Source organism: Grimontia kaedaensis (assembly GCF_023746615.1).
GTDB classification, from domain to species: domain Bacteria; phylum Pseudomonadota; class Gammaproteobacteria; order Enterobacterales; family Vibrionaceae; genus Enterovibrio; species Enterovibrio kaedaensis.
The window spans coordinates 917,276-943,029 of sequence record NZ_CP082275.1; the positions used below are offsets into that span (position 1 = coordinate 917,276).

The 25,754-nt window shown below is 43.5% G+C and carries 24 protein-coding genes; 20 read left to right on the plus strand and 4 right to left on the minus strand.

All coding sequences use genetic code 11. From position 1 onward, the window contains the following. The first annotated feature begins 3 nt into the window (after positions 1-3). Positions 4-558 carry a sugar transferase gene (locus K6Q96_RS04455; RefSeq protein ID WP_251879591.1) on the plus strand — a complete coding sequence of 185 codons (555 nt, stop codon included), beginning with the start codon at positions 4-6 and terminating at the stop codon, positions 556-558. Between the two features lie 203 nt (positions 559-761). Continuing rightward, complete coding sequence (locus K6Q96_RS04460; protein WP_251878121.1) at positions 762-2,120, plus strand: MBL fold metallo-hydrolase RNA specificity domain-containing protein; 1,359 nt, start codon at positions 762-764, stop codon at positions 2,118-2,120. Positions 2,121-2,596: 476 nt separating this feature from the next. On the opposite strand, the gene K6Q96_RS04465 is transcribed toward K6Q96_RS04460, so the two are convergent. The 4 genes from K6Q96_RS04465 to K6Q96_RS04480 form a co-directional block, all read right to left on the minus strand. After that, positions 2,597-4,765: a YjbH domain-containing protein gene (locus K6Q96_RS04465; protein ID WP_251878123.1), complete on the minus strand. Its 2,169-nt coding sequence runs from the start codon at positions 4,763-4,765 to the stop codon at positions 2,597-2,599. A 2-nt stretch (positions 4,766-4,767) separates the two neighbouring features. Next, positions 4,768-5,574 carry a capsule biosynthesis GfcC family protein gene (locus tag K6Q96_RS04470; RefSeq protein ID WP_251878125.1) on the minus strand — a complete coding sequence of 269 codons (807 nt, stop codon included), beginning with the start codon at positions 5,572-5,574 and terminating at the stop codon, positions 4,768-4,770. Between the two features lie 3 nt (positions 5,575-5,577). Next, positions 5,578-6,288, minus strand: a complete 711-nt coding sequence (locus tag K6Q96_RS04475; protein ID WP_251878126.1) for a YjbF family lipoprotein — start codon at positions 6,286-6,288, stop codon at positions 5,578-5,580. 120 nt (positions 6,289-6,408) lie between these two features. After that, the gene (locus tag K6Q96_RS04480; protein ID WP_251878128.1) at positions 6,409-6,660 is read right to left on the minus strand and encodes a hypothetical protein; all 252 of its coding nucleotides are present in this window, start codon (positions 6,658-6,660) and stop codon (positions 6,409-6,411) included. A 227-nt stretch (positions 6,661-6,887) separates the two neighbouring features. On the opposite strand from K6Q96_RS04480, the gene K6Q96_RS04485 reads away from it, so the two are divergent. The 18 genes from K6Q96_RS04485 to K6Q96_RS04570 all read left to right on the plus strand — a co-directional run bounded on the left by K6Q96_RS04485 (position 6,888) and on the right by K6Q96_RS04570 (position 25,734). Next, positions 6,888-7,244, plus strand: a complete 357-nt coding sequence (locus tag K6Q96_RS04485; RefSeq protein ID WP_251878130.1) for a hypothetical protein — start codon at positions 6,888-6,890, stop codon at positions 7,242-7,244. Between the two features lie 525 nt (positions 7,245-7,769). After that, positions 7,770-8,291, plus strand: a complete 522-nt coding sequence (locus K6Q96_RS04490; protein WP_251878131.1) for a porin family protein — start codon at positions 7,770-7,772, stop codon at positions 8,289-8,291. A gap of 43 nt (positions 8,292-8,334) precedes the next feature. Beyond that, positions 8,335-10,983, plus strand: coding sequence for an SLBB domain-containing protein (locus K6Q96_RS04495; RefSeq protein ID WP_251878133.1), 2,649 nt, complete (start codon positions 8,335-8,337; stop codon positions 10,981-10,983). 171 nt (positions 10,984-11,154) lie between these two features. Further along, positions 11,155-11,556, plus strand: a complete 402-nt coding sequence (locus tag K6Q96_RS04500; protein ID WP_251878135.1) for a four helix bundle protein — start codon at positions 11,155-11,157, stop codon at positions 11,554-11,556. 177 nt (positions 11,557-11,733) lie between these two features. Then, positions 11,734-12,699 carry a Wzz/FepE/Etk N-terminal domain-containing protein gene (locus K6Q96_RS04505; RefSeq protein WP_251878136.1) on the plus strand — a complete coding sequence of 322 codons (966 nt, stop codon included), beginning with the start codon at positions 11,734-11,736 and terminating at the stop codon, positions 12,697-12,699. A 199-nt stretch (positions 12,700-12,898) separates the two neighbouring features. Beyond that, positions 12,899-13,960 (plus strand): dTDP-glucose 4,6-dehydratase, encoded by a 1,062-nt coding sequence (rfbB, locus tag K6Q96_RS04510; protein ID WP_251878138.1) that lies wholly within the window; start codon positions 12,899-12,901, stop codon positions 13,958-13,960. Positions 13,961-14,050: 90 nt separating this feature from the next. After that, positions 14,051-14,935: a glucose-1-phosphate thymidylyltransferase RfbA gene (gene rfbA, locus K6Q96_RS04515; RefSeq protein WP_251878140.1), complete on the plus strand. Its 885-nt coding sequence runs from the start codon at positions 14,051-14,053 to the stop codon at positions 14,933-14,935. Next, positions 14,932-15,816 carry a dTDP-4-dehydrorhamnose reductase gene (gene rfbD, locus K6Q96_RS04520; protein WP_251878142.1) on the plus strand — a complete coding sequence of 295 codons (885 nt, stop codon included), beginning with the start codon at positions 14,932-14,934 and terminating at the stop codon, positions 15,814-15,816. Before rfbA ends, rfbD begins: the two co-directional genes overlap by 4 nt. 2 nt (positions 15,817-15,818) lie before the next feature. Then, entirely contained in the window at positions 15,819-16,373 is a 555-nt protein-coding gene (rfbC, locus tag K6Q96_RS04525; protein ID WP_251878143.1) for a dTDP-4-dehydrorhamnose 3,5-epimerase, read from the plus strand. Positions 16,374-16,435: 62 nt separating this feature from the next. Next, positions 16,436-17,503 carry a non-hydrolyzing UDP-N-acetylglucosamine 2-epimerase gene (wecB, locus tag K6Q96_RS04530; RefSeq protein WP_251879593.1) on the plus strand — a complete coding sequence of 356 codons (1,068 nt, stop codon included), beginning with the start codon at positions 16,436-16,438 and terminating at the stop codon, positions 17,501-17,503. 10 nt (positions 17,504-17,513) lie between these two features. Continuing rightward, the gene (locus tag K6Q96_RS04535) at positions 17,514-18,752 is read left to right on the plus strand and encodes a polysaccharide biosynthesis protein (protein ID WP_251878145.1); all 1,239 of its coding nucleotides are present in this window, start codon (positions 17,514-17,516) and stop codon (positions 18,750-18,752) included. A 181-nt stretch (positions 18,753-18,933) separates the two neighbouring features. Further along, entirely contained in the window at positions 18,934-19,257 is a 324-nt protein-coding gene (locus K6Q96_RS24900) for a DapH/DapD/GlmU-related protein (RefSeq protein ID WP_289623565.1), read from the plus strand. Next, positions 19,258-20,457, plus strand: a complete 1,200-nt coding sequence (locus K6Q96_RS04545) for a polysaccharide pyruvyl transferase family protein (protein ID WP_251878147.1) — start codon at positions 19,258-19,260, stop codon at positions 20,455-20,457. Then, positions 20,444-21,655: a Coenzyme F420 hydrogenase/dehydrogenase, beta subunit C-terminal domain gene (locus K6Q96_RS04550; RefSeq protein WP_251878149.1), complete on the plus strand. Its 1,212-nt coding sequence runs from the start codon at positions 20,444-20,446 to the stop codon at positions 21,653-21,655. The genes K6Q96_RS04545 and K6Q96_RS04550 overlap by 14 nt, the downstream gene beginning before the upstream one ends. Then, complete coding sequence (locus K6Q96_RS04555; RefSeq protein ID WP_251878151.1) at positions 21,655-22,494, plus strand: glycosyltransferase family 2 protein; 840 nt, start codon at positions 21,655-21,657, stop codon at positions 22,492-22,494. The genes K6Q96_RS04550 and K6Q96_RS04555 overlap by 1 nt, the downstream gene beginning before the upstream one ends. Position 22,495: 1 nt before the next feature. Then, the gene (locus tag K6Q96_RS04560; protein ID WP_251878153.1) at positions 22,496-23,563 is read left to right on the plus strand and encodes a hypothetical protein; all 1,068 of its coding nucleotides are present in this window, start codon (positions 22,496-22,498) and stop codon (positions 23,561-23,563) included. Further along, positions 23,541-24,656: a glycosyltransferase family 4 protein gene (locus K6Q96_RS04565; protein ID WP_251878155.1), complete on the plus strand. Its 1,116-nt coding sequence runs from the start codon at positions 23,541-23,543 to the stop codon at positions 24,654-24,656. The genes K6Q96_RS04560 and K6Q96_RS04565 overlap by 23 nt, the downstream gene beginning before the upstream one ends. Then, on the plus strand, positions 24,649-25,734 hold the full coding sequence (locus tag K6Q96_RS04570) for a DUF1972 domain-containing protein (protein WP_251878157.1): 1,086 nt from the start codon (positions 24,649-24,651) through the stop codon (positions 25,732-25,734). The genes K6Q96_RS04565 and K6Q96_RS04570 overlap by 8 nt, the downstream gene beginning before the upstream one ends. Positions 25,735-25,754 lie beyond the last annotated feature (20 nt).

Below are 25,754 nucleotides of genomic sequence, written 5' to 3' on the forward strand. Positions count from 1 at the left end.
AAAATGATGTTAAGACTCTTTGACTTTTTCTTTGCCCTAATGGGGCTTCTTTTCCTTTGGCCAGTGCTTCTTATCGTTACAGTGATTGGCTACTTTGATACAGGTTCTCCTATCTTTAGGCAAACGCGCGTAGGCAAAAATCAAAAACCATTTACCCTGATAAAATTCCGGACCATGGCACCGGACACCGCATCAGTAGCGACGCATCTCGCCAGTGCATCGTCAGTTACAAAACTAGGGGCTTTCTTGAGAAAAACCAAGTTAGACGAATTGCCCCAACTTATTAATGTGGTCAAGGGGGAGATGAGCTTAGTTGGTCCTCGCCCTTGTCTTTTTAACCAAGAAGAGCTTATCGCCGAGCGTGATTCAAGAGGGGTCTTTGACGTTTTACCTGGAATTACCGGCTTGGCGCAGGTAAACGAAATTGATATGTCGACACCTAAATTGCTTGCCGAATGGGATCAAAAGATGATTCAAACGCTGACGGTGAAGCTTTACTTTACTTACATTATTCAAACAGCAACTGGTGGCGGTGCAGGCGACAGAATCAAAAACTAGTCAAATGCTCTACAGAAGCGCTCCTTATTGGAGCGCTTTATCAATGTACCCATCGAATATTCCTATCTGCTCGAACCTCTTTTGAAACTGCCTCTTTATTTCAATCGAATCTACCGACTCCTCCCCGAAGCGAAATACCGCCGTTTTACTCGAACCCAGGATGGCGCAAACTGATTTAAATCCGCTCATTGCAGAGATAAACCATGCACATCATCCACCACGGCGCCAAAACTGGCGTAACAGGCTCTTGCCATCAACTCACCACAGAGATAGGAAAGCTCCTCATTGATTGTGGTTTGTTTCAAGGCGACGAAACGCGGCCACTTGATATCGAGTTTGATGTGCATGATATCGATGCCTTGATCCTTACCCACGCCCATATAGACCATATCGGTCGTCTGCCTTGGCTACTCGCAGCCGGTTTTAAATCCCCTATTTACTGCACTCTGGCCACCGCAAAGCTGGTTCCCATGATGTTGGACGATGCGCTTCGCCTTCAACTGGGGCTTAAGCGAAAGGACAGACAGCGTATTCTTAAACTTATCGAGTCACTCACTGTTCCTGTGCATTACGGAGTTTGGCGAAGTGTTTATCATCGGCCTGATTGTGTGGCAGATATCCGCTTTCAGCCAGCGGGTCATATCCTTGGTTCTGCCTTTGTTGAAGTAAAACTCCCCAGCAAAGAGGTGATTGTCTTTTCGGGAGATCTCGGCCCTAACAACACACCTCTACTCCCAGATCCAACGCCACCTGAAAGAGTAGATGTGCTGGTGATCGAAAGTACCTATGGTGACGGGGTACACGAGTCAATAGAACACAGAGCGCAGAGACTCAAAGCTTTAATTGACCGTTCACTGTTAGACGGTGGCGTAATACTTATTCCTGCATTCAGCGTGGGGAGAACACAAGAACTCCTTTTTGATATTGAAGCCATCCTCGCTACACAATTGAATGAATCGGAAAGACGGGAATGGTCGAAAATCCCGGTGATACTGGATTCCCCAATGGCAGCCAAAGTGACTGAAAGGTATCGTGAATTCAAAGCCCTTTGGAGTGAGGAAGCAAAAACAAGATTAGAAGTTGGCAGACATCCACTCGCATTTGAACAGTGTATAACTATCGATTCGCACAGTGATCATCAAGCTTTGGTAAATAGACTAAAGCAAACGGGAGAGCCCGCGATCGTCGTTGCTGCCAGTGGCATGTGTAATGGCGGTCGTATTTTGAATTACCTAAAAGCACTGCTGCCAGATGCCAGAACCGATGTGATATTAGCTGGCTATCAAGCCAGGGGGACACTTGGGCGCAAACTCCAACGCGGAGAGCAACAGGTTGAAATCGACAATAAACCAATCGATGTTAGTGCCCACATTCACACCATGTCTGGCTACTCCGCCCATGCAGACAAAAATGAGCTGCTGCAGTTTATCGAAGGCATTCCCACCAAACCCAAAGAAATCAGAATTGTTCATGGTGATGAAAAAGCGCAAGAGGCACTGGCGGCGGAGGTTGAGCGGCGAGGTTTGGCGGAGAGGGTGGTGATGGCGAAAGACATGGCCTAGGGGATAAAAAAGGTCCTAGGGTAAGAGCGAGGTCCTAGGATCCTAGGGTAGAGCGAAAGAGCGAAAGAGCGAAAGAGCGGGAGTACGGAAAGAGCGAGGAATACTGAATACAGGAAAAAGCTTGAATATCTCTGAGGCCCCGGAAAAATCGTAATCCGTAATCCGTAATCCGTAATCCGTAATCCGTAATCCGTAATCCGTAATCCGTAATCCGTAATCCGTAATCCGTAATCCGTAATCCGTAATCCGTAATCCGTAATCCGTAATCCGTAATCCGTAATCCGTAATCCGTAATCCCCTTAACCCTATACCCAGCAACCTTCCGCTCTTAAGCTCTTTCTAGGCTCCTAGGCTCCTAGGCTCCTAGGCTCCTAGGCTCCTAGGCTCCTAGGCTCCTAGGCTCCTAGGCTCCTAGGCCCTCAGCTCTTCCTAGGATCTAGGACCTGCTCTTCCTCGTCCCTTCGCACTTCGTGCGATTACCTATTCGTAAACTCCGAATTCGGGTAACGCGCATCCGTCATGCTGTAAAGGCTGTACTTCCTGCCCAGCATTTGACCACCATCGCGGGAAAGTGGTGTCCAGCCAATCAGTGCACGGCTGGCACTTGGTTTGACGGTAAAGATGTCGAAAGGAATCGAAATGTAGAAGCCTTTGTTAAAGCTACCTTCACCAAACTCTTCCGCTGACAGGTTAGTTTTCGCGAGGTAAGCACCTGCAATTACGCCGCTATCAAACTGCTTGGAAACATCCAGCGTCACACCTTTATCTTCCGCCAGGTACTGACCGACACTTGCTTTAATCAGCAAATCATCAAACCAGCTCCACTCAGGGCGATAATAAGTAGTGAAATGACCGGTTGGTGTGCCAGTTTGTACCCGGTAGTAACGACCTGTAATTGGGTCGTAATGTACTTCTTCTGTGAAAATGCCGAACTCAGAATTCGGGTCGCGCTGGGCCACATAGTTCATATCCAGGCCAAAAGCCCAGTTGCTGTTAAGAGGGCGATACAAGACTTCGCCACCCACACCCGCAAACATGGTCTCCAGGTAACCGCCGTATGCCTGAACGTAGAAACTGTCACCAAACTTATCAAAAGCCGTTAACTGAAGATTACTCACACGAACAGTGTTATCAGAAATGTACTGACGAACCAGCGTACGAACGCGTTTCAAGTCTGTACCATCAGGTGGTACGTCATATTTAAACTTGTCGTAGTTGTCGTAAAGGTTAACGTAAACCCCGCCGCCAAATTCAATATTATCGGTCAGCCAATAGCTCGCGCCGGCAGTCACGCCAATATTGAACAGGTAGAAATCTTCCGAGCCGCCGATCGATTGCTGAAGACTTGGGTTAACACTCACTGACCAAGGTTTGCTGGTATCAGTTTGCAACATGCCACGTGCAGACTCAGGGTTAACGCGCGTCGTCGTTTCCGTCACGCTTGCGCCAACATATTCCTGATTAGCCACTTTTCGGTAGGCAGACGCATCAATGTCAGTCTGAATGGTGGTTTGGTTGGCTTGTTGCTCTACCAAATGATAAGTCGACGCTTTCGAGCCAGTATTGGTCAAAATCATCGCCGCTTTTTCATGGGCGAAATCGCGGTTGCGGTATTTAGATTGGCTACCCACTACCGTGATGCTTTCATCATCTGCATACACTTTGGTGTCGCCATAACCTGCAATGGTTTCCAGATCAGCCGCGACGCGATCCCAATCAATGTCTTCAACGGATTTGCCCTGCGCACCATTGTATGCAGGCGTTGGGGTATCTATCCAGTTTTGCGCCAGCGTGTTGAAATTGGTTTTTAGAGTAAAACCCACCGTCCAGGTATTCCCGCGTTCATAGCTGGCGCGGATATCCCCCCAGTTGCCGAAACGGTAAACCGCACCCACGTTAAACGGAGAGTCTTGTGGCATCTCTTTGTCGGAGCGGGTAACGATAAAGTCACTCTTGTAGTCGTTCGCGTCATATTCCAGCTTCAGGCTCAGTGGCTCCCATGGGGTCTGATATTCCACGCCGCCAAACACAGACATACAACCGGTAAACCATCGGGCATAGTCAAAGCTGCCGCCTTTGCCTTTGTAAGAGGTATCACGCCCGCAATCATCGCCGAGTGATGTGTCACCTTTCAGGTTGGCGCGGTTACCGATATAACCCCAGCCAATACCTGCGGTAAAATCAAACGGTCCTATGTGTTTGCTGGCAGCAATGTACTCGCCATCAAACAAACCGGTACCGCCAAGGTCACGGAGGCCAATTGAAGTTTCCGGCAGCCAATAGCTTTCTTCCCAAAGGCGCACTTTCACATCAATGCCTTTGTCGGTGTAGTAGGTGTCACCACTGAAACTATCATCACCACTATAGAGAAGGTCAGGCACTTGGGTGTAACGAATCGTCGCTTCAAGCCAAGGCATCAACTGCAATGAACTGTGGTAATGACGGTAATCGTCATTCATGGTCACGCCGAGCGAAAACTCACCTTCCGGCGCCACACGGCCTGTGGGCATTTGCATTAAGCCCACACCACCAAAGTCGCTTTGGGTAGGGGTGAACGGCGTGAAATCCAAATCGTTTGCGGTCGCAGGCAGAGCATGCATCAGTGCCAGAGAAAGAGTGGATAACTTAAATAAGGTACAACGCATGACTACATAACCCGATGTTGAAGAAGACGCGGAATATCGCGGTTAAGAGAAGAAAACTCAGAGGGTAAACCCTGGAAAGGCACAAAAATCACAGCGCCCGGTGCCACATTCTTTGGCACTTCATTCCAATAGGCCACTGGGTGGGTTTCAAGCTCGCCATTTGGCTGAACCACAAAAACTTCACTGATCCCAAAGGTATTTAAGGTGTCAGCAGTTCCGAGATAATCATGCGCTATATAAACAGGCGAAAAATCAGCGTCAGTGGTTTTGGTCACTGCGCCGATTATCCAAACATTGTTTGGCCGGCGAGGAAGGAGCAGCATGAGATCGCCACGAACCAAAGGGTTCACCTTGCTACCCGCAAGATAAAAATCTTCATCCAGCGTCACTGAAATTCGGGAAGCAAATGTCGATGATGTAAGGAAGTTAGAAAGGGTAGAAACAGCACCAAGTTTTTCTGCATCGTCCTTCCACTTCCCTTTGAGCGTATCTAATTGATTTTCAATGCGGGCTTTCAGCGTGTTGAGATCAGCGGAATTAGCTTTATCAAACAACCCCGCGCCTTGCCAGAAAATGGTATCGGTATTGTGGGCAAGAATATGATTCGCGTTCGCCCGAACCACGGTAGCGCCTTGCGACACCACTTGTGAAACGCGGGGCGCGCCATCAAACGTGACGTGATAAACACGTTTGTCATCCGCTGCGGTTTTTACCGTCAACAGAGTTTGTTCTGCGGTGTGAGCGACGGTAGAAACAGCAAGCAACGCCAACACAATGCACCAACGGATCGAAGAAAAGTAAGCTTTCATCTTTTACTTGCCTCCTGAAAAGGGCTTCAGCAGCGTAAGCTCAATGCTTGGCATGCCAGGGGCAGGGGTTTGAATGCTGGCAACCACCTTGCCGGAATCAGGCTTTAACCAAAATTCGTTTTCAAAGGAGATATCAAGCTGAGGAGCGCGCACATACTCAATAAAGTGCAGCGTCGAAACCGGCTTTTCATTAATCAGCAGGGTGTGCTCGCCTTGAAGCTGAAAGCGCGATTCCAGTGTGTAGCCGACATGGTTGCCCGGTTGCCAATCCACTTTTCGCTTCCACACTTGTGGGGTGGCACTTTTCAGTAAACCCAATGCCAAAGGATCGGCTTGGTGTGAATAGCTGGCCGAAAGGTTACCGCCGTGAAGGTTCACCGTTTTCACAATGCGACCGTATTCGGTCACCAGCATTTCATTGTTGGCAGAAAGCCATTTCAACTGAAAACCCTGGGTAGGTTCGGCAAGGTTCGACATGCTTGGGTTGGCATAACCCAACACCATAAATGCCTGACCACTTTTTTCCGTTTTGGCATACAGGCTGGCATAAGGAAGGTCATTGACTTTATCTGCCGAAATCACCACATCGTCATGTCCGAATAATGCGAGCGACATCGTGTCTTGCACATCCTGAAATCTTTGACTGCAGCCAGAAAGGGCAATGGCTGCACCTATTAGCGCAATGGCTTTTACACCGTAATTACAATTTTTCATAGTACTACAACTGAGTCGCCAATAAGCCCAAACGAGCGATGCGGCGTAAATTCTAAGGGTATAAATATGAAGAAAACCGAACAGCTTGCACTGTTCGGTTTTTTTTACGCAACTTACTGATTAACCTTGAGTGGTAACAGAAGTTGAAGTGGTAGTCGCAGTGTCGTTGTCTGATGCGTCAACCGCCACAACAACCGCTGCTGCCACCGCAACACCAACAGCAACAGTCGTTGCGGTTACACCACCAACAGCAGCAGCTGATGCACCTGCACCGCCCGCTGAACCGCCAGTAGTTGCTGCAGTTTCTTCAACAGCCATTGCTGGTGCTGCCATCATCATTGCTGCCAGAGCTGCAATTGCTGATTTTTTCATGAAAAACTCCATATCTCTTATGAATCACCTGTTTCATAAATCATACAGGCTCTTAAAATGCTAAACAGTATTGGGAATTAAGTAAACATATAAAAAATGTCAATTACTAATTCTTTGGGCAATGAAGCATTTCAAAGTTCATTGAAAAGTCATGTGTATCTCTATTGAGTCTGTAGTTTCAAAAAAGTACACTCTGTGCCAATTAAATTGGCTGTTTCGGTGTCGCCATGAAGTATTTAGTTTTCTTTCCGCTATTTGTTTTTCTTTTATTGACCTCAGGCTGCTCAGGTCCTCGCTCATCCATTCAAGCGAATGGCGCCATTGTGTGGAGTAACGGCGTGGTAGAAAAAGTTCGTGTTTCTCCGTCTAACCAGCATTTAGTCTTTCTTTACAACAGTTTTACATCATCACAAGTGGTTGTTTATAGCCAGATAATCGGCGCCAGTACTGCAGGGTGTGAGTACTACGTTAACGAGCCAAAACCCGAAGTGCGCTTAACAATTTGCCGTGAAGGTGAAGTGGAATTATTAACCAGTGGTGTCGTGATGAACGTGGGGCAATTAACGGTATATGCCGATCACTAATCCTGAAAATGTAAATAAGTGTTTCGTCATTAGGCTGATTGGTGTTATTTGCGTCGCAACTTTCTGGGGATTTAACAGCGTTGAAAATGGCATTTTTTCAAAAAAACATCACTTTACTTGTTAATGCTCAAATTCGAGACAGTTAAATAAAAAATAACTGCCTCACTGTTAATCCGATTGTGTCTTAAGTGATACGATTTTTTAACATTTAAGTGCTGAGTGATTTTTAAGCGAAAAGCTTAATGGCAGCCTAGTTATTTGTGCAGACACCAAGCTAACACGTTTGTAGTTACGTTAGCGAAAAACAGAAGAAACGAACGAATCAAGAATTATCGCGTGGATTGGGGCCGACACCCAAGGGCGGTAGCGTATCTGGCGGCGACTTAAAGAAGCCAATTTTTTCATGATGCAAGACTTAATTTGCGTCAATTATATTATTCATTTTTAGACGAAAACGCTGATGTCTAGTCGTCTCAGATAGCTTTGAAATCAGTGCTTATGTTACTCGTCGCGTTTGAGGAAAGTATGGTGAAGCGATTGACAAACCCTGTTGCAGTGGCCTCTTTGCTGGTTGCAACCCTGACAGCCCCCCAAGCGGCAGCTGACGTTTATGCCGGTGCTATGGCAGGTTTCAGCAATGTCGAATACGCCACGGCACCAAACGACACTTTGACCGAGGCCAGCCCAATCTTGCTGCAAGCTCAGGCGGGGTACTTCTTTAATGATTACCTAGCGTTAGAGGGTCGTTTTGGTACCTCACTAAAACGCACCGGCGGTATTGCAGTAAACAGTCTGGCTTCAGGTTATGTGAAAGGAAACATTCCGGTCACCAACCAAATCGCCATGTACGCTTTGGCAGGTTATGTGGCGGCAGACATTGACCACCACGGAACAGGCTCAGTCTCTGATAGCGGTTTCAGTTTTGGTTTGGGTGCGCACTATGCACTGAGCAGTGAAACGGCCGTGACATTGGAATTTGTGAATGCCCCAATCAGTGACAACTTGGGTGTAAGCGCATTAAACCTGGGCTTCCAATACCGCTTCTAAACCTTCTTTCGAATTCTTACATTGATGTAACGAGCTTTAATTCATGACTTTTCGACTCAATAAACTGGCCTGCGTGGGTGCAGTCTTGGTTTTATCTTTGCTGCCAATCACGGTAGCTGCGCAAGCCCCGACCGCCGCGCAACTGGAAATGTTCAAAAGCCTGCCGGCTGATCAACAGCAAGCACTGGCAAAACAATACGGCATCAGCCTTCCAACGGGCGGTCAGGCAGCGCAAACCTTTGAAACCACACAAGTGGTCGCCCCTCGTCCTGCTTCTGGCCAAAAAACACAATCCAAACAAAAAAGCGCAGCACAGAGTGAAACTAACCTGGAAAGATTTGGCCTTTCCCTGTTCGCAGGTTCACCAACCACGTTTGCGCCAATGAGCGATGTGCCGGTGCCTTCTGACTACCAAGTCGGCCCGGGTGATGAAATCGTTATTCAACTGTTCGGTAAAGAAAACAATACCCACCGTCTGCGTGTAAACCGTGAAGGTGTGGTGAACTTCCCGTCACTTGGCCCCGTGCAAGTGGCAGGCATGAGCTTTAGTGAGGTGCGTGAATCGCTAACCAAACGTGTTAACGAACAAATGATTGGTGTGCGCAGCGACATTTCCATGGGTGAAATGCGCAGTATGCAAATCTTCGTGATGGGTGATGCCTACAAGCCAGGTGCTTATTCAGTCAGCGCCCTGACCACCATTTCTCAGGCAATTTATTACAGCGGCGGCTTTAGCGATTCTGGTGCACTGCGTAATGTGCAACTGAAACGTAACGGCAAACTTATCCGCACCTTGGATATGTATGACCTACTGCTGAAAGGCGATTCACGCAACGATGTGCGCCTGCAACCGGGTGATACCGTGTTTATCGGCCCAGTTAAAAACACCGTAACCATTAATGGTGAAATCAACCGCCCTGCAGTGTATGAAGTGAAGCGCGGCGAAACGTATGCCGACATGTTGCAAATGGCCGGTGGCCTGACCGCAAATGCACTGGGTGAATTTGTGGTAGTGAAGCGACCAGCCGCTGGAGGTATGCGCGATGTGCTGACGCTGGACTTAACTGACCGCTCAGGCCTATCCGTTCAAATCAAAAATGGCGATAACATCGAAATCGCCAAGCGCAGCAACGAGCTGAAGCACTTTGTACAACTGGAAGGTGATGTACTTCAGCCGAGCTACACCCAATGGAAGAAAAACATGCGCATCAGCGACCTGTTTACTTCGATTGATTCTGCCTTTAACGCGTCTGCTGACCTCAACTATGCATTGGTGGTAAGGGAAATTAACCCACAACGCGATATTCGAGTGCTCCAATTTAGCTTGGCAAATGCGATTTTGAACCCGGCAAGCCAAGACAATCTCAAACTGAATTCCCGCGACCGTGTGTTAGTGTTCAACCGTTTTGATGGCAGAGCCCTGAACGATTTAAGCGAGAAACAGGAAACGGCAAAAACGCTGGAACAAGCCAAGGCGCAAGCTTCAGAAGAACAGAAATTAGAAAATCAAGCGTTAGACGGTTCTGAAAAATTCAATGCCAAGGCATTTAAGCTTATCCATCAAGGCAAAGAAATTACACAGGCGCAGTTTGACAAAATGCGTTTGACCACACGAACAACGCTTCTTGCCCCTGTATTGCTAAAACTACAACAGCAATCGGTATATGGTGCGCCAGCGCTGATTGCAGAAGTGGTAGGTGAAGTGAAAAACCCAGGCCGCTACCCAATCTCCGACAAAAACACCGTCAAAGATTTGGTTACAGCGGCAGGCGGCCTGACTGCTGAAGCCTATGTGCTTAATGCAGAACTGGCGCGCACTGTAGTAAACAGTGAAAGCCAGCGCGCAAGTGTTCAGATTTCACAGCTGAACTTAGGCAATGCCATTTTAGGCGACGCGAATGAAAACTTAACCATTGCACCGCGTGATCGCCTGAACGTACTGGAACAGCCTGGCGTGAAAGAGCAAAACACCGTGGTACTAAAAGGTGAAGTGCGCTTCCCTGGTACCTACGCGGTCAGCAAAGGCGACACGCTGCAAGATATTATTCAGCGTGCTGGTGGCTTAACCGAATTTGCCAACCCGCAAGGGGCCATCTTCACCCGTGAAGCACTGCGCCTCCAAGAGCAAAAATTGCTGGAAGATTACGCCGCAGAAATTCGCAAAGAAACCGCGAAAAAGACATTCCACCGCGACAGCAACATGAGCTCGATGATCACTAACCCAGACAAGACGCTGGCGTTTGTAGAAGAGGCGAGCAAAAGCAAAGCCCTTGGCCGCATGGTCGTTGAGCTTGATGAAGTGATTGAAGGTAACCGCGCAGCAGACTTTATGTTGGAAGATGGCGACTTCCTATTTGTACCAACCTACCGCAATACAGTCTCTGTGATGGGTGAAGTACAAGTGGCAATCACATACCTGCGCGACAACAAACTGGATGTCGACGATTACATCAACAAAGCCGGCGGCATGAAAAAACAAGCGGATGAAGACCGTATCTTCGTGGTACGTGCAGACGGCTCAGTCTTCAAACCAAACAGCGGTTACTGGTTTGGAAACAAAAGCGAAGCGCTAAAAGCAGGCGACACCATCATCGTCCCACTTGACACCGACTACCGCGATGCACTCAGCGTATGGACTGCCGCAACGCAGATCCTTTACCAGACAGGTGTAGCGGTGAATGCGCTCAAGTAAGAGTGAGGGCCTAGGTGGAGAGCAAGGATCCTAGGTCCTAGGAAAAAGATAGAGCCCAGATCCTAGGGAAAGAAAGGTACTAGGAAAGTGCCAAGGCAAGTGCTCTGCTTTTTCTAGGACCCTAGGACCCTAGGACCCTAGGACCTCTATCTACCCAATGAGGGGATACATATGCGCCAACTGGATTTCGAAAAGTTAGACGTTTGGAAGCGTAGTTGTCGATTGTCTTGTGATGTCTATAAACAGATGGATAGTTGCAAGAACTTTGGGTTTAAAGACCAACTGACCAGAAGTGCACTATCCATTGCGTCGAACATCGCCGAAGGGGAAGAGCGCGAAACCGCAAATGAGTCTGCAAGGTTTTTATATATTGCGAAAGGCTCTGCTGGCGAAGCGATCACCCAAATCTACATTGGTATAGAAGCAGGCTTTATAGATAAACAAATTGGCTTAGCCCTAATAAAAGAAGCCAAAGAAATATCAGCTATGCTCGGCGCGCTAATCAAACGAAGAAAAGGTTCGGTACGCGAATCCTCTCCGGAATACGAAAGCGATAAGGGTCCTAGGTCCTAGGTCCTAGATCCTGAAAGCAAATACTCACGAACTAATAATCTGATTCTTGTCCTGCTCCTAACTCTTTTCCTAGGACCTAGGGCACTAAAACATAATACCGATTTAACGATCCTGTTCTTAGCTCCTAGCTCTTTTCCTAGGACCTAGGACCTAGGATCCTAGGACCTAAAAAAAAACATGGAAAATAATCAACTTTCGGTGAAGTACCAAACCGACGCCCAATTTCAACCTCCGGCTCCTGCCTCGGACGAAATCGACCTCCGTGAACTCTTCGCCGCTCTCTGGAAAGGCAAGTGGATCATCATCGCAACCACGTTCCTGTTCGCTGTTGCAGGCGTACTTTATGCATTAAGCCTACCAAATATCTACAAATCGGAGGCGTTACTAGCCCCGGCTGAAAGCAGCGGTAGTGGCCTTTCCAAAATGGCAGCGCAGTTTGGTGGGTTGGCAGCTTTGGCCGGAGTAAATCTGGGAGGTGGTGAAACCTCGCAAACGGGTATGGCCATTAAGGTGATGACATCGCGCGTATTTGTCGAAGATTTTGTCAACAAGCATGGACTGTTAGTACCGCTAATGGCAAGTAAAGACTGGAACCTAGCTTCAAACACCTTGGTGTATGATGAAGAACTCTATAATGTTGAAACTGGGCAATGGTTAAGAGAAGCAGAAGGGCTGCGTGGCCCAGAGCCTACCCTTCAAGAAATTTATGAGCAGTTCATCAAAGAAGTGCTTTCAGTTAATGAAGATACCAAAACAGGTTTTGTTACCGTTTCTGTAAAGCATTATTCGCCTTATTTAGCGCAGCAATGGCTGACTTGGATTATTGAAGATATTAACCAAGTCATGCGTGAGCGCTCGATAGAAGAAACAAAGAAAAACCTCACATATTTAGATAAGCAGCTAGAAAAAACAGCCATTGCGGATATGCAAAGCACCTTTTATAAACTGATTGAAGAACAAACAAAAAGTCTGATGCTTGCCGAAGTACAAGATGAGTTTGTATTTAAAGTCGTTGATCCTGCTGTAGTGCCAGAACTAAAATCCGAACCAAAACGCGCGTTGATTTGTGTGTTGGTGACATTGCTGGGCGGAATTTTAGGTATTGGCATGGTTTTATTAAGGCACACATTCAAAAAAGATTAGAATTAAACCAACATGCAGAGCCTGTTAGCAGAATAGAAAAATATAAGGAAATACCCAAGTTAAAAAAAGAATACTAAGGTAAGAAAAGCGCCTTGGTCTTTTGTTTCGTTTCTATAAGCTTCTGTCTTACATTATTTAAAAGTACTTTGCTTAAAAGCTGAGCACTCTAATTTTTGATTTAAGAAAAAGAGAGTCCATAGTGAAAATTTTAATCACCGGTGGAGCAGGTTTTATTGGATCTGCAGTTGTACGCCATATTATTAAAAACACCGAAAACAGTATAATCAACGTTGATAAGCTTACCTACGCTGGTAATTTGGAATCACTTAAAGATGTTGAAGCTAATAAACGCTACACGTTTGTAGAAGCGGATATTTGCAACCGTGGTGCGATGGATGATGTATTTGCGACCTACGAACCAGACGCTGTCATGCACTTAGCGGCAGAATCTCATGTTGACCGCTCCATTGATGGCCCTGCTGCTTTTATCGAAACTAACATCATTGGTACCTATACCCTTTTAGAAGCTGCCCGCCAATATTGGAACTCTCTTGAAGGTGATAAAAAGGCCACTTTCCGCTTCCATCATATTTCTACAGATGAAGTCTATGGTGACCTTGAAGGAACAACAGATCTCTTCACCGAAGAAACATCCTACGAGCCATCAAGCCCTTATTCAGCATCAAAAGCATCGAGCGATCATCTGGTTCGCGCGTGGTTGCGCACTTACGGTTTGCCAACGGTTGTAACTAACTGTTCAAACAACTATGGCCCATACCATTTCCCAGAGAAACTCATCCCTTTGATGATCTTAAACGCATTAGATGGCAAGGCCTTGCCAGTGTATGGTGATGGCATGCAAATTCGTGATTGGCTGTTTGTAGAAGACCACGCGCGTGCGCTTTATAAAGTCGTTACCGAAGGCGTCATTGGAGAAACCTACAATATCGGTGGTCACAACGAGAAAGCCAATATTGAAGTGGTAAAAACCATCTGTGAGCTGCTAGAAGAGCTACGACCGAATAAGCCTAAAGGCATCGAAAAATACCAAGATTTGATTACCTACGTTAAAGACCGCCCTGGTCACGATGTTCGTTACGCAATAGATGCCTCAAAAATTGAACGAGAGTTAGGTTGGAAACCAGAAGAAACGTTTGAGTCAGGCATTCGTAAAACCGTGGAATGGTACCTAAACAACCAAGCATGGTGGTCTCGAGTCCTCGACGGCTCATACTCCCGCGAACGCCTCGGCTCTAATTAATCATCTCCAATTTTAAGTTTAATTTTCTATGGTCTTATGCTCTAGGCTCTTCCTAGGATCTAGGACCTCAATACCTAGGATCTCGAAATAATGAAAGGTATCATCCTCGCAGGCGGCTCTGGCACACGCCTCTACCCAATTACCCGTGGCGTCTCAAAGCAGCTTCTTCCAGTCTATGACAAGCCAATGATTTACTACCCGTTAGCGACTTTGATGCTGGCGGGTATTCGTGAGATCCTCATTATCACCACACCTGAAGACAACGAGAGCTTTAAGCGTCTATTAGGCGATGGCAGCGACTTTGGTATTTCATTGGAATATGCCGTTCAGCCAAACCCTGATGGTCTTGCTCAAGCCTTTATTATTGGTGAAGACTTTATTGGTAGTGACAGTGTGTGTCTGGTATTAGGTGATAACATCTTCTACGGACAGTCTTTTGGTAAACAGCTAAAAAATGCACGAGAGCTTGCTTCAATTGGCAGAGCGACTGTATTTGGTTACCAAGTAAAAGATCCAGAGCGCTTTGGTGTTGTCGAATTTGATGATGAAATGCGAGCCATTTCGATTGAAGAAAAACCCGCCCAGCCAAAATCAAACTATGCAGTGACAGGCCTCTATTTCTATGACAACCGCGTTGTCGATTTAGCAAAAGAAGTGAGACCTTCAGACCGAGGCGAGCTCGAAATTACAACCCTCAATGAAATGTACCTCAACAACGGATCTTTGAACGTTGAGCTACTAGGCCGTGGCTTTGCTTGGTTAGACACGGGTACGCACGAGAGCCTACATGAAGCTTCTTCCTTCGTTCAGACTATAGAGAATGTGCAGGGCTTGAAAGTTGCCTGTTTGGAAGAAATCGCCTGGCGAAACGGTTGGCTATCTAACGATGAAATTGAAACACTCGCTAAGCCGATGTTGAAAAATGAATATGGACAATACCTGACTCGTCTAATCACTGAGGAACGTGCCAAGTGATCAAAATATTGGTAACGGGCAGCTTGGGTCAGGTAGGGCGTTGTTTAGTTGATCAACTGAGTACCGTAGACGGAGTAGACTTCATCGCACTGGATCGGGAAGAGCTTGACATCACGGACTCAAGTGCCGTGGCTGATATTGTACATTCTTTTCAACCAGATGTGATTATAAATGCCGCTGCGCATACTGCAGTCGACCGCGCCGAAGATGAAGTTGAGCTATCATATGCTATAAATCGAGATGGGCCTGAGAGCTTGGCAAAAGCCGCTGAAAAAACAGGCGCCGCTATCCTTCATATCTCGACGGACTATGTATTTGCCGGGGACAAAGATGGCGAATACATAGAAAGTGACGAAACTGGTCCGCAAGGTGTTTACGGAAAAAGCAAACTGGCAGGTGAAATCGCTGTGGCTAATGCCTGTAAGCGCCACGTTATTCTAAGAACGGCCTGGGTATTCAGCGAACATGGTGGCAACTTTGTCAAATCCATGCTTCGTTTAGCCCAAACCCGTGACTCTTTAGGTATTGTTGCAGACCAATTTGGTGGCCCGACCCATGCGGGGGATATTGCAAGAGCGTTAATTGAAATTTCGTTTTCGATTACTCAAAAAAATCATAATGGGTTTGGTGTTTACCACTACTCAGGATTACCGCATGTTTCATGGTATCAATTTGCTAAATACATCTTTGATGAAGCGAATGAACAGGCTTTACTGAATAAAAATATGTCAGTAAACCCTATTTCAACATCTGATTACCCAACACTAGCTAAACGCCCAGCAAACTCCAAACTAAACAACAATAAAATCCAAAGTGAATTTGGAATTGAACCTAGTGATTGGCAGTTAGCACTCAAGAACTTAAAACAGTATACGAGTTAAGAATGAACGTTATAGATACAGAAATTCCAGATTTAAAAATCATCGAGCCAACAGTGTTTGGTGACGAACGCGGGTTCTTTATGGAAACCTGGAATCAAAAGCGATTTGAAGATTTGGTAACGGGTAAACCGACCCAGTTTGTACAAGACAACCATTCTAAATCGAAGAAAGGCATTTTGCGCGGGTTACACTATCAAACTGAAAATACACAAGGAAAGTTAGTCCGCGTTGTATCTGGCGAAGTATTCGATGTTGCTGTCGATATACGAAAAAATTCACCGACATTTGGAAAGTGGGTTGGTGTTTATCTCTCAGCAGAAAATAAGCGTCAACTTTGGGTGCCAGAGGGTTTTGCTCATGGTTTTTGTGTAACTAGTGAAGAGGCTGAGTTTACGTATAAATGCACGGATTACTATAATCCAAGCTCTGAAATTTCAATTAAATGGAATGATGAAACCTTAGCAATTGAATGGCCTATTTCATCTGAACCAAAACTCTCCGAAAAAGATGCTAAAGCTCTCCAATTTACCGAAATTTCACTAAATGATTTACTATAAGGAGAGTGACTGTGAGAAAAAAAATTCTAACCGTATTCGGTACCCGTCCTGAAGCTATAAAAATGGCTCCACTGGTCCATGCCTTAGCTGCTGATGAACGCTTTAATGCGAAGGTGTGTGTCACCGCACAACATCGTGAAATGCTCGACCAAGTATTGGAACTTTTCGAGATCACGCCAGAATACGATCTAGACCTGATGAAACCAGGTCAAGATTTGACGGATGTGACTTGTGGGATTTTGCAAGGTCTAAAGACGGTACTAGCGGAATTTGAACCAGATTATGTGTTAGTCCACGGCGATACTGCAACGACGCTTTCGACCACGTTAGCAGCATACTACCAGCAAATAAAAATCGGACACGTTGAAGCAGGGCTTCGCACAGGCAATATATACTCGCCATGGCCTGAAGAAGGTAACCGTAAGCTTACGGGAGCGTTAACTAATTTGCACTTTGCGCCAACTGAAACTTCGAAACAAAACTTGCTTGCTGAAAATATTTCCGAAGACAAAATCATCGTAACTGGCAATACGGTGATTGATGCACTATTTGAGGTAATTGAAAAGCTAAATACTGAAGAAAAATTGAAAAGCCAAATGCAGGAAAAGTTTAGCTTCCTTGACGCAGATAAACGCTTAGTGTTGATCACAGGTCACCGTCGCGAAAGCTTTGGTGGCGGTTTTGAGCGAATTTGTCAGGCAATAGCGCAATTAGCAGTGAAATTTCCTGAGGTTGAGTTCGTTTATCCAATGCACTTAAACCCGAATGTGCGTGAACCGGTTAGCCGCCTGCTTAGTGGTTTAAACAATGTCTTTTTAATAGAACCGCTAGATTATCTGCCGTTTGTGTATGCAATGAATCGTGCCAGTGTGTTGCTGACGGATTCTGGCGGGATTCAGGAAGAAGCACCAAGTTTAGGAAAACCAGTTCTTGTTATGCGTGATACTACAGAGCGTCCCGAAGCAGTCGAAGCTGGTACTGTGAAACTTGTTGGTACAGATGTGGAAAAGATAGTTACTGAGCTATCAACATTATTAGTAGACGAAGTCGCGTATAAAGCTATGAGTTTTGCCCACAATCCATATGGCGATGGCGAGGCTTGTGCACGTATTTGTGATTCATTGGTATAGAGTATTGTCAGTGGCTGCCGTCAAGTTTAATACTCTTCTACCAAGTGCTTTAAGCACAGGTATAAAAACTCTGAGCAATTTTGGGTTATTTTTTCTAATTGGTCACTATTACGAGTCAAGTGTTTTTTCTACTTATATTTTCTTGTCGATTTTAGCTGCATTTTCCGCATATGTTGTTGATTTGGGTTATGCCACAAAAATAGTTGTCGACTTTACCAACAAAAGAAAAAACGCAGCGTTATTAGAATCTTTCTCAGCAAGATTTGTTGCTCTTTTTTTGAGCCTATTGGTGATTTTAATAGTAGCTTTGTATACAAATTTGGAATGGCTATTCCTGTTTCTATTTTTGAATACTGTCTTTACATACTGGTTAGAATCGTTTTCTTTTAGTCTTCGTTTTGAAAGGCGGTACTGGTCTGAACTTCTGTTCGCAATTTTTATACACTTTTTGCCGTTTCTTACATTATTCTATTTTGTTGGAGAGAAGGCTGAGTTAAAGACGCTTTTCTTGTTCTATGGTGCTTACAAGCTTTTAGTTTTTATTCCTCTATATCTAAGGCTAAAGCCAACGCGAGTGTCAGCAATTAAAGTGTTAAATGAAGTCAGATCTTGTTTCAAATTTTTATTGGATTCTGTAGCCTTAAACATCCAACCCCTTATACAGGTTTACTTGGCAAAAATATTTTTGGACGCACCTGCTTTTATAGTTTTTGGGTACGGTCAAAAGATAATCCAAGCTTTTAATACGCTTTTTTCAGCACTTAATAACGTATTTTATCCAAGTCTCGCCAGGCTATGGGGTAGCGTTGCTAATGTAAGGGTTTTGTTAAAAAAGTTTACAATTGTTGCTAACGTTATTCCTTTGGTTTGCATATTGATGGTGTTTTCTGGAACCTACCTGAAAATACAAAACCTGTTCCCCAATATAGACAGGTTTTATTTTGAAGTTTTCGATATATTGCAACTTTGTTTATTATTGGTTTTTGTTAGGTTTAATTGCGCAATACTGGGCGCGGTCCTTACAATAGCCGGTCTTCAAAAGCGAAGAACGCAGGTGAATTTGATTGTCTTGTTAACTGATGCGGGATTAATTAGTGCATTTTTATATGTCTTACCTACAACAGAATCAATCTTTTATGCAATGGCAAGCTCTAATTTTATGGTTTTTATCAGTTATATATGGGTCGCTAGACGTGAGAAAAATATACCATCTCTTATTTTTACTTGGAAAAAAGCTAAGGTTCAATGAGTTTGAAAGCAAAGTTCTAAGACATTTGTTTTTTAAGTTATATGGCACCAAGGTTGGGATGTATAGTTACGGTTGTTTTGATCCAGTAAGAATCCCTCCTCACACAACAATCGGGCGTTATTGTTCTTTTTCCAGGACATGTACCTTCTTGAATGCAAACCATCCGTTAGAGGAGGTATCATTGCACCCTTACTTTTATAACTCAGCGTTAGGTTATGTAGAAAATGATAGGGTTACTAGAACACAATTTGAAATTGGCGATGACGTTTGGATTGGGCACAACGCTACTATTTTAGCTTCGTGTTCTAGTATTGGCAGGGGCGCTGTAGTAGCTGCTGGGGCTGTTGTAACTAGAGATGTTGCTCCTTACGCTGTTGTCGGAGGGGTTCCGGCTAAAGTACTAAAGTACCGTTTTGACGAACCAACGCAAGAAGAAATTGAAGCATCCAAATGGTGGATGAAAGACAAATACCAAAATATTGAAGAGTTTTTGGAGAAAAGATAAGTGAAAAAACTGAGAGTAGGCTTTTTATGGCATAATGTTTCTTCAGGAAACTTGGGAGTTGGTGCTCTCTCAATAAGTAATATGATCCTCGTGAAGAGGGCGTTGAAAAATCTAGGTTTAGAAGGCGACTTTTTTACCATAGGGGATAGCGAGTGCACAGCTGCTGATAATCATTCAAAGGTAGAGTCGCAAATTGGGCATAAGTTCAGTCATGTTGAAATTAGCGTGAAGCAATTGCTAATAAATCCAATTAAGTTAATTAAATTCATATCTTTTATTAAAAGCTTAGATTTGGTATTGGATATAGGAGCTGGTGATAGTTTTTCTGATATCTATGGACCCAAGCGTTTCATCATTCAGGTTTTCACTAAAATTGTTAGCGCGAAATTTGGTAAAGTTAGCATTCTATCTCCGCAGACAATCGGACCGTTTGACTCTTCTCTCGCTAAATTAATCACTAAGTACATTATACGTAAAACAAAGTTCTCATTTGCGCGTGATAAAATTAGCCATGAACTGGCGACTGAATTAGGTGAATGTGAATTAGCGACAGATGTGGCATTCTCGATGCCATTTGATGTGAAAAATAAGTTTAAGGACGAGGATGGGTTTGTGCATGTTGGCATAAATGTTTCGGGCTTATTGCTAAATGGCGGTTACACAAGAGCAAATCAGTTTGGCTTAAAACATGACTACAAGGACTTTATACAGGCTTTAATGGATAAGTTTTTGCAGGAAAAGGGAGTTAAAGTACATTTAGTTTCTCACGTCATTGCTACTGTTCCATCGAATGAGATTGAAGATGACTACCTGGCATGTCAGGAAATTAAAAAGCTCTACCCACAATGCATCCTTGCAGATAAATTCGCTAATCCAATTGATGCGAAAAATTATATTGGGAAATTAGACTATTTCACCGGAGGCAGGATGCACGCAACTGTGGCGGCATTCTCTACGGGTGTTGCCGTAACGCCCTACGCATACAGTCGCAAATTTAAAGGCTTGTACAATACGATTGGCTACAAGAGAATATTAGAGGCTAAAGAGGTAAGTTTGGAAGAGGCTGTTAATCTAGTCATGTCGGACTTTCGCGATAGAGACACAATAGTCGCTGAGGTTGCCGAGTCTACTGTTAATATAACGAGCTTGACAAACAACTATGTAAACAGGTTGATGGAGGCTCTGCGTGGGATCAATTAACAGAGTAATTGAAAAGAATCTCTGCACTGGTTGTGGCCTATGTGCATCGCTTTTTAGCGAAAAGGTGAAAATTGATTACGAGTCCGCATTTAATAGGCCAGTACTTGATAGCACTCTAGATAAGGTAGAAGAGCAGAGCTTTAAGCATATTTGCCCAGGTATGAACCAAAACGCGCCGAAAAAATTGAGCGGATTTAACCAGCATACTATTTGGGGGAATTATTCTAGTAGCTCATTGGGCCACAGTAATAACGATGACATACGATATAGGGCTTCATCGGGCGGTATTCTGAGTCAGTCTGCGATCTACCTACTAGAAGCCGGCTTAGTTGATGGCGTAATTCATATAAAAGCTAGCAAAAAAGAACCGTTGCTGAATCAGGTCACTATTAGTTTTTCTCCTAGTGAGGTTTTGGACGGAGCTGGCTCGAGATATTCACCAGCATCTCCCTTGGCAGAATTGCTTCAGACAATTCAACAAAACCCTTACAAAAAGTTTTGTTTCATTGGCAAGCCGTGCGATGTAACAGCATTGAGGAATTTAATTGCACTTAAGCCAGATATTGGAACATCAATTCCCTATTTGCTGAGTTTTTTTTGCGCAGGTACTCCATCAAGAGAAGGTGTTGATAAAGTATTACAGAAGCTAAATGTAAAACCGCATGATATTATAAAGTTTGATTTTCGCGGTAATGGCTGGCCAGGAAAAACAATCGCCGAAACTCATAAGACAAAAAAAGAAATGTCTTACGGCGATTCCTGGGGAAATATACTGGGCCCAACGATTCAGCAAAGGTGTAAAATTTGTGCAGATGGCATAGGCGAAAATGCGGACTTAGTGAGTGCCGATGTATGGCATTCTGATGTAGACGGTTATCCTTTATTCGATGAAAGTGATGGCGAGGGTTTGATTTTACCGAGAACTAATACAGGTAGGGATCTTGTAAGCGAAATGGTAGCTAAAAATATTATTTCAATGAAGCCGTATGATTTAGATGATCTAAAAGGTGTACAGCCAACCCAGTTTGAACGAAAAGGTTCTTTTTACGCGCGCGCTCTAGCAAAACTGGTAGTTCAACGCACGATACCCTGTTTTGGCGGTCAGCGTACATTGAGAGCCGCGTTAAAAGTTGGAATTAAAAAAAACGTAAGAAGCTTTGTTGGCTCTTTTTTAAGAGCCCGCCACGGTAAAATCTGATGACAATCAAGCTTAACGTGCTAATTTTAAACTGGAATAGCGCTAATGATGTGGCTGGATTATTAATTTCTATCGCTAAATCTCACTTTGCTGATTTTAGGGTAATCCTTATTCATAATGCCACTTCGGATGAACCTGCTATCAGAGGACTATATAATAAGTATAAAAATATATTTGAAACCCACTTAGTCGTTAATGGTAGTAACCTTGGGTATGCTGGTGGTAATAATGCAGGATACGAATATCTAAAAAATAATGGCCTGGACGGTGATGTTCTTATTTTAAACCCAGATGTGAGAGTGTCGCCGACTACATTTGAAAAGATGCATCAAGTTTTGATGGAACAAGGTGTGGGCGGGGTCATGTGTGGAGCTTTAGATCAATGTGGTCATTCATTGTACGATTATATAAATTTGGTGGGTTTTACCTCTAAATACAGGCATACAGATAGAGACTCCGTGGTAACTGATTATCTTGCAGGGTCATGTATGATGTTGAAACGACAGCCTCTTGAGCAAATTGGTTTATTTGATGAGAACTTTTTCATGTATTGGGAAGAGGTAGACCTTTCGTTAAGGATGAAACGAAAAGGATATAAGTTGCTTTCCACTACGAAGTGTAAGATAACACGCGCAGCAAACGACAACTCAAGGAGTTTGAATGCCATAAAATACTCAATCCGAAATTCATTCTTGATTCGAAAAAAACACCCTGAATTCGGCTTGTTAGCTCACTATTACTACTTATTAGGAATGTTGATATTAGCCACAGCTAAAACTGTCAAGTACAAAAGCTTAAGTTATCTTTCAGGCTACTTCGAAAGCTTAATTTATAAGTAATATGTCATATTTAATTGTCTTTGCTTTACTGTTTTTATCTGGTTCACCTAACCTGGTTGGAGGGGAGATTAGTAAGGGGGCGCTCGTCCTTTTATCAGCATTTAATGTATTCAAGTTTAAAATGACTGAATTTCGCGTGCGTTTGATGGTTTTTATTACAATACTATTTTTGATTAAAGCAATACTCTCAGAGGACATTGATACCGTAGTTTTGGTTTTATATTTTCATTTGTTGTTTCTCATCACCTGCCCTATGAGAAATTACATGTATATAAAAACTATATTAAGTGCTTTAGTAGCGTTAATTTTCGCAAGTATAATTCTATCAACTTACTCTTTACTGACAGGGTATGGTGACTACATTTTTTCTCTAGCCAATAAAGGTCTACCTTTTTTATACGCATTTAAAGGAGTTACAACCACTCCCCAGGCACTTGCCTCGCTTATTATTTTAGGTATATTTGCATGTGTGGTTCTCGAAAAAAAATGGAGCCTAAGACTTTACGCTTTACTGTTGCCACTAACAATTAATAGAACTGGTTTGGTCGGGGTTATCTTGATGTTCCTTGTGAGGTTCCCTGTTATTGGTTTGCTAGTTGTATGTTTTGCTTTGATTAGTGGGACTATGGTTATAGGCCAGAATGCAGAATTGCTTACAACTCAGACACTGACAAGTCGCCTACAAATGGTTACTGAAGTATTCAAGGAAATAAAAAACTCTAGCTTGTTAAGTATTTTGTTTGGTTCTTTTGATAAACCCGCTTTTTCAATTTCCACAAATGTTCATGAGGTTACCTACATTGAAAATGGCTTTGCTTTCATTTTCTACTATCTAGGAGCACTGGGTTTATTTACTTACCTGGTGTTCATTTTGTTGGGTAGTATAATTATATTTAGAGCACATATGCCAGCAAAAACTCGTCGTATTACATTAACCTATTTCATTTTTTGTACAATCTTAGTTCCTAACTTGACGCATGAGTTTTTATTCCTCTCTTTTTATTTTTCCATAATTACTATATTCAGTTTTATTAAGGTTTATCAAAATGCACGTAATATTTATAACTAGGCCAACAGTGTTTTCTGGTCCAGGTGGGGATACGATCCAACTATTAAAGACGAAAGAATACTTAGAAAAGTTAGGAGTAAATGTCGATATTGCCAATTCTGCTGATGTCAGTTTCGAAGAATACGACTTGGTGCACTTTTTTAACTTAAGAAACCCTCAAGACATTTTAAAGAATGTCAGAAAAGCAAAACTCGCAAATATACCTATAGTGTTGTCTACCATTTGGGGTAGCTATCTTGAATGCGATCAAAAAGCGAGAGGGGGGATTCAAAGATGGATTGCTATTACCTTTCAGGAGTCTACGGTCGAGTATTTAAAAACAACGGCTCGGATATTATTTAATCGAAATTTCCATAAGGGTACTTTAGAGTATCTATGTAAGGGGCATTATGCAGCGCAGCGAGAAATAGCTTCATCAGCTCATGTTTTACTGCCAAATAGTCCTACTGAATTAGAGCGTGTTAAGAAAGATATGTCGTTACCAGAGAAAAGAGGGTTGTCTGTTGCAAATGCAGTTGACCTGAGCGTTTTTGATTATGACTCAGTAAACACATCTAAGTATGAAAAATATAAAGGTTGCTTGTTAAGTGCAGCAAGAATTGAAATTCGCAAATGCCAATTAGAATTAATTAAAGCGTGCAATGAACTCCCATATAAATTGGTTATAGTTGGTAAGCCTAGCCCAAACAGTGTCGTGTACTATGAAGAATGTAAGCGAGTTGCTGGTAAAAATGTAGTTTTTATTGAACATGTATCCCAAGAAGAGCTAGCTGCATTATATAAGGTTTGTAAAGCGCATGCTCTTATTTCTTGGATGGAAACTCCTGGGTTGTCCAGTTTGGAAGCGGCGGTAATGAAGTCCAACTTGCTCATTACCAATCGGGGAGATACTGAGTACTATTTCCAAAATTATGCTGAGTACTGTGAACCTGGCGATGTTCAATCTATTCGTAAAGGTATTGTTCGGGTCATGGAAAGCGAATTCAATGAAGATATGCGCAACAGAGTTATCGAGAATTTTACTTGGGAGCATACAGCTCAGCAGACCCTAGATGGCTATAAATTAGCGAAAACTCTAAACAAGGGTGATTAAATTGAAATCCAAGAAGGTATCAATTGTTGGTACGGTAGGTATTCCTGCTTGTTATGGTGGTTTTGAGTCGTTAGTTGAAAACTTGACCCTACATAAATCTAAGGATGTAGACTATTATGTTTTCTGCTCAAGTAAAGTGTATAAGAAGAAGTTAGATACTCACAATGATGCTGAGTTAGTGTATCTCTCTCTAAAAGCTAACGGGGTTCAAAGTATCTTGTATGATATTCTTTCATTGGTGAAATGTATTAAAATAAAACCAGATGTGGTCTTAATTCTTGGTGTTTCTGGTTGTGTTTTTCTGCCATTTTTTAAGCTTCTGTCAAATTCAAAAGTCATAACTAATATCGATGGTTTGGAATGGAAAAGAGAAAAGTGGCCCACGGCGGTCAAGGCTTTTCTTAAGTTTTCAGAGCGGATGGCTGTGAAATATTCAGATATCATCGTAACAGATAATAAAGCCATTGGCGATTATGTCGATACGGAATATCGGAAGAAAAACCATATAATAGCATATGGTGGCGATCATGCTATTAGAGATGTTGACGTTGACATCTCTGATATAACTAATGTTAGAAGTGAATATGCTTTAGGGCTTTGTCGTATCGAACCAGAAAATAATGTGGAAATGATTCTTGAAGCTTTCTCTAATAATCACCATTTAATCAAATTTGTGGGAAATTGGGAGGCTAGTGCCTATGGTATTTCACTTAAAGAAAAATTTGGAAAATTCCCTAACATCGAGTTGCTAGATCCTATATATGATTTGGATTCCCTTTACAGCTTAAGAGTGGGGTGTTCATTATATCTGCATGGCCATTCTGCAGGTGGTACTAACCCTTCTCTGGTTGAGATGATGCATTTCGGCATTCCTATTTTCGCCTTTGATTGTGATTTCAATCGTTTTAGTACTAATAATAGTGCTCACTTCTTTAAGGATACAGAGCAATTAATTGATTTGGTCGCTAGTACTAATCGTTCGGAGTTGGATCAAAATGGTAAAAAAATGAAAAAGTTGGCAACCGAGAGGTATACATGGAAAGTGATATCTTCTGATTATGAATCACTATATTCTTAGCCTACTTGTTTTCAAGCATA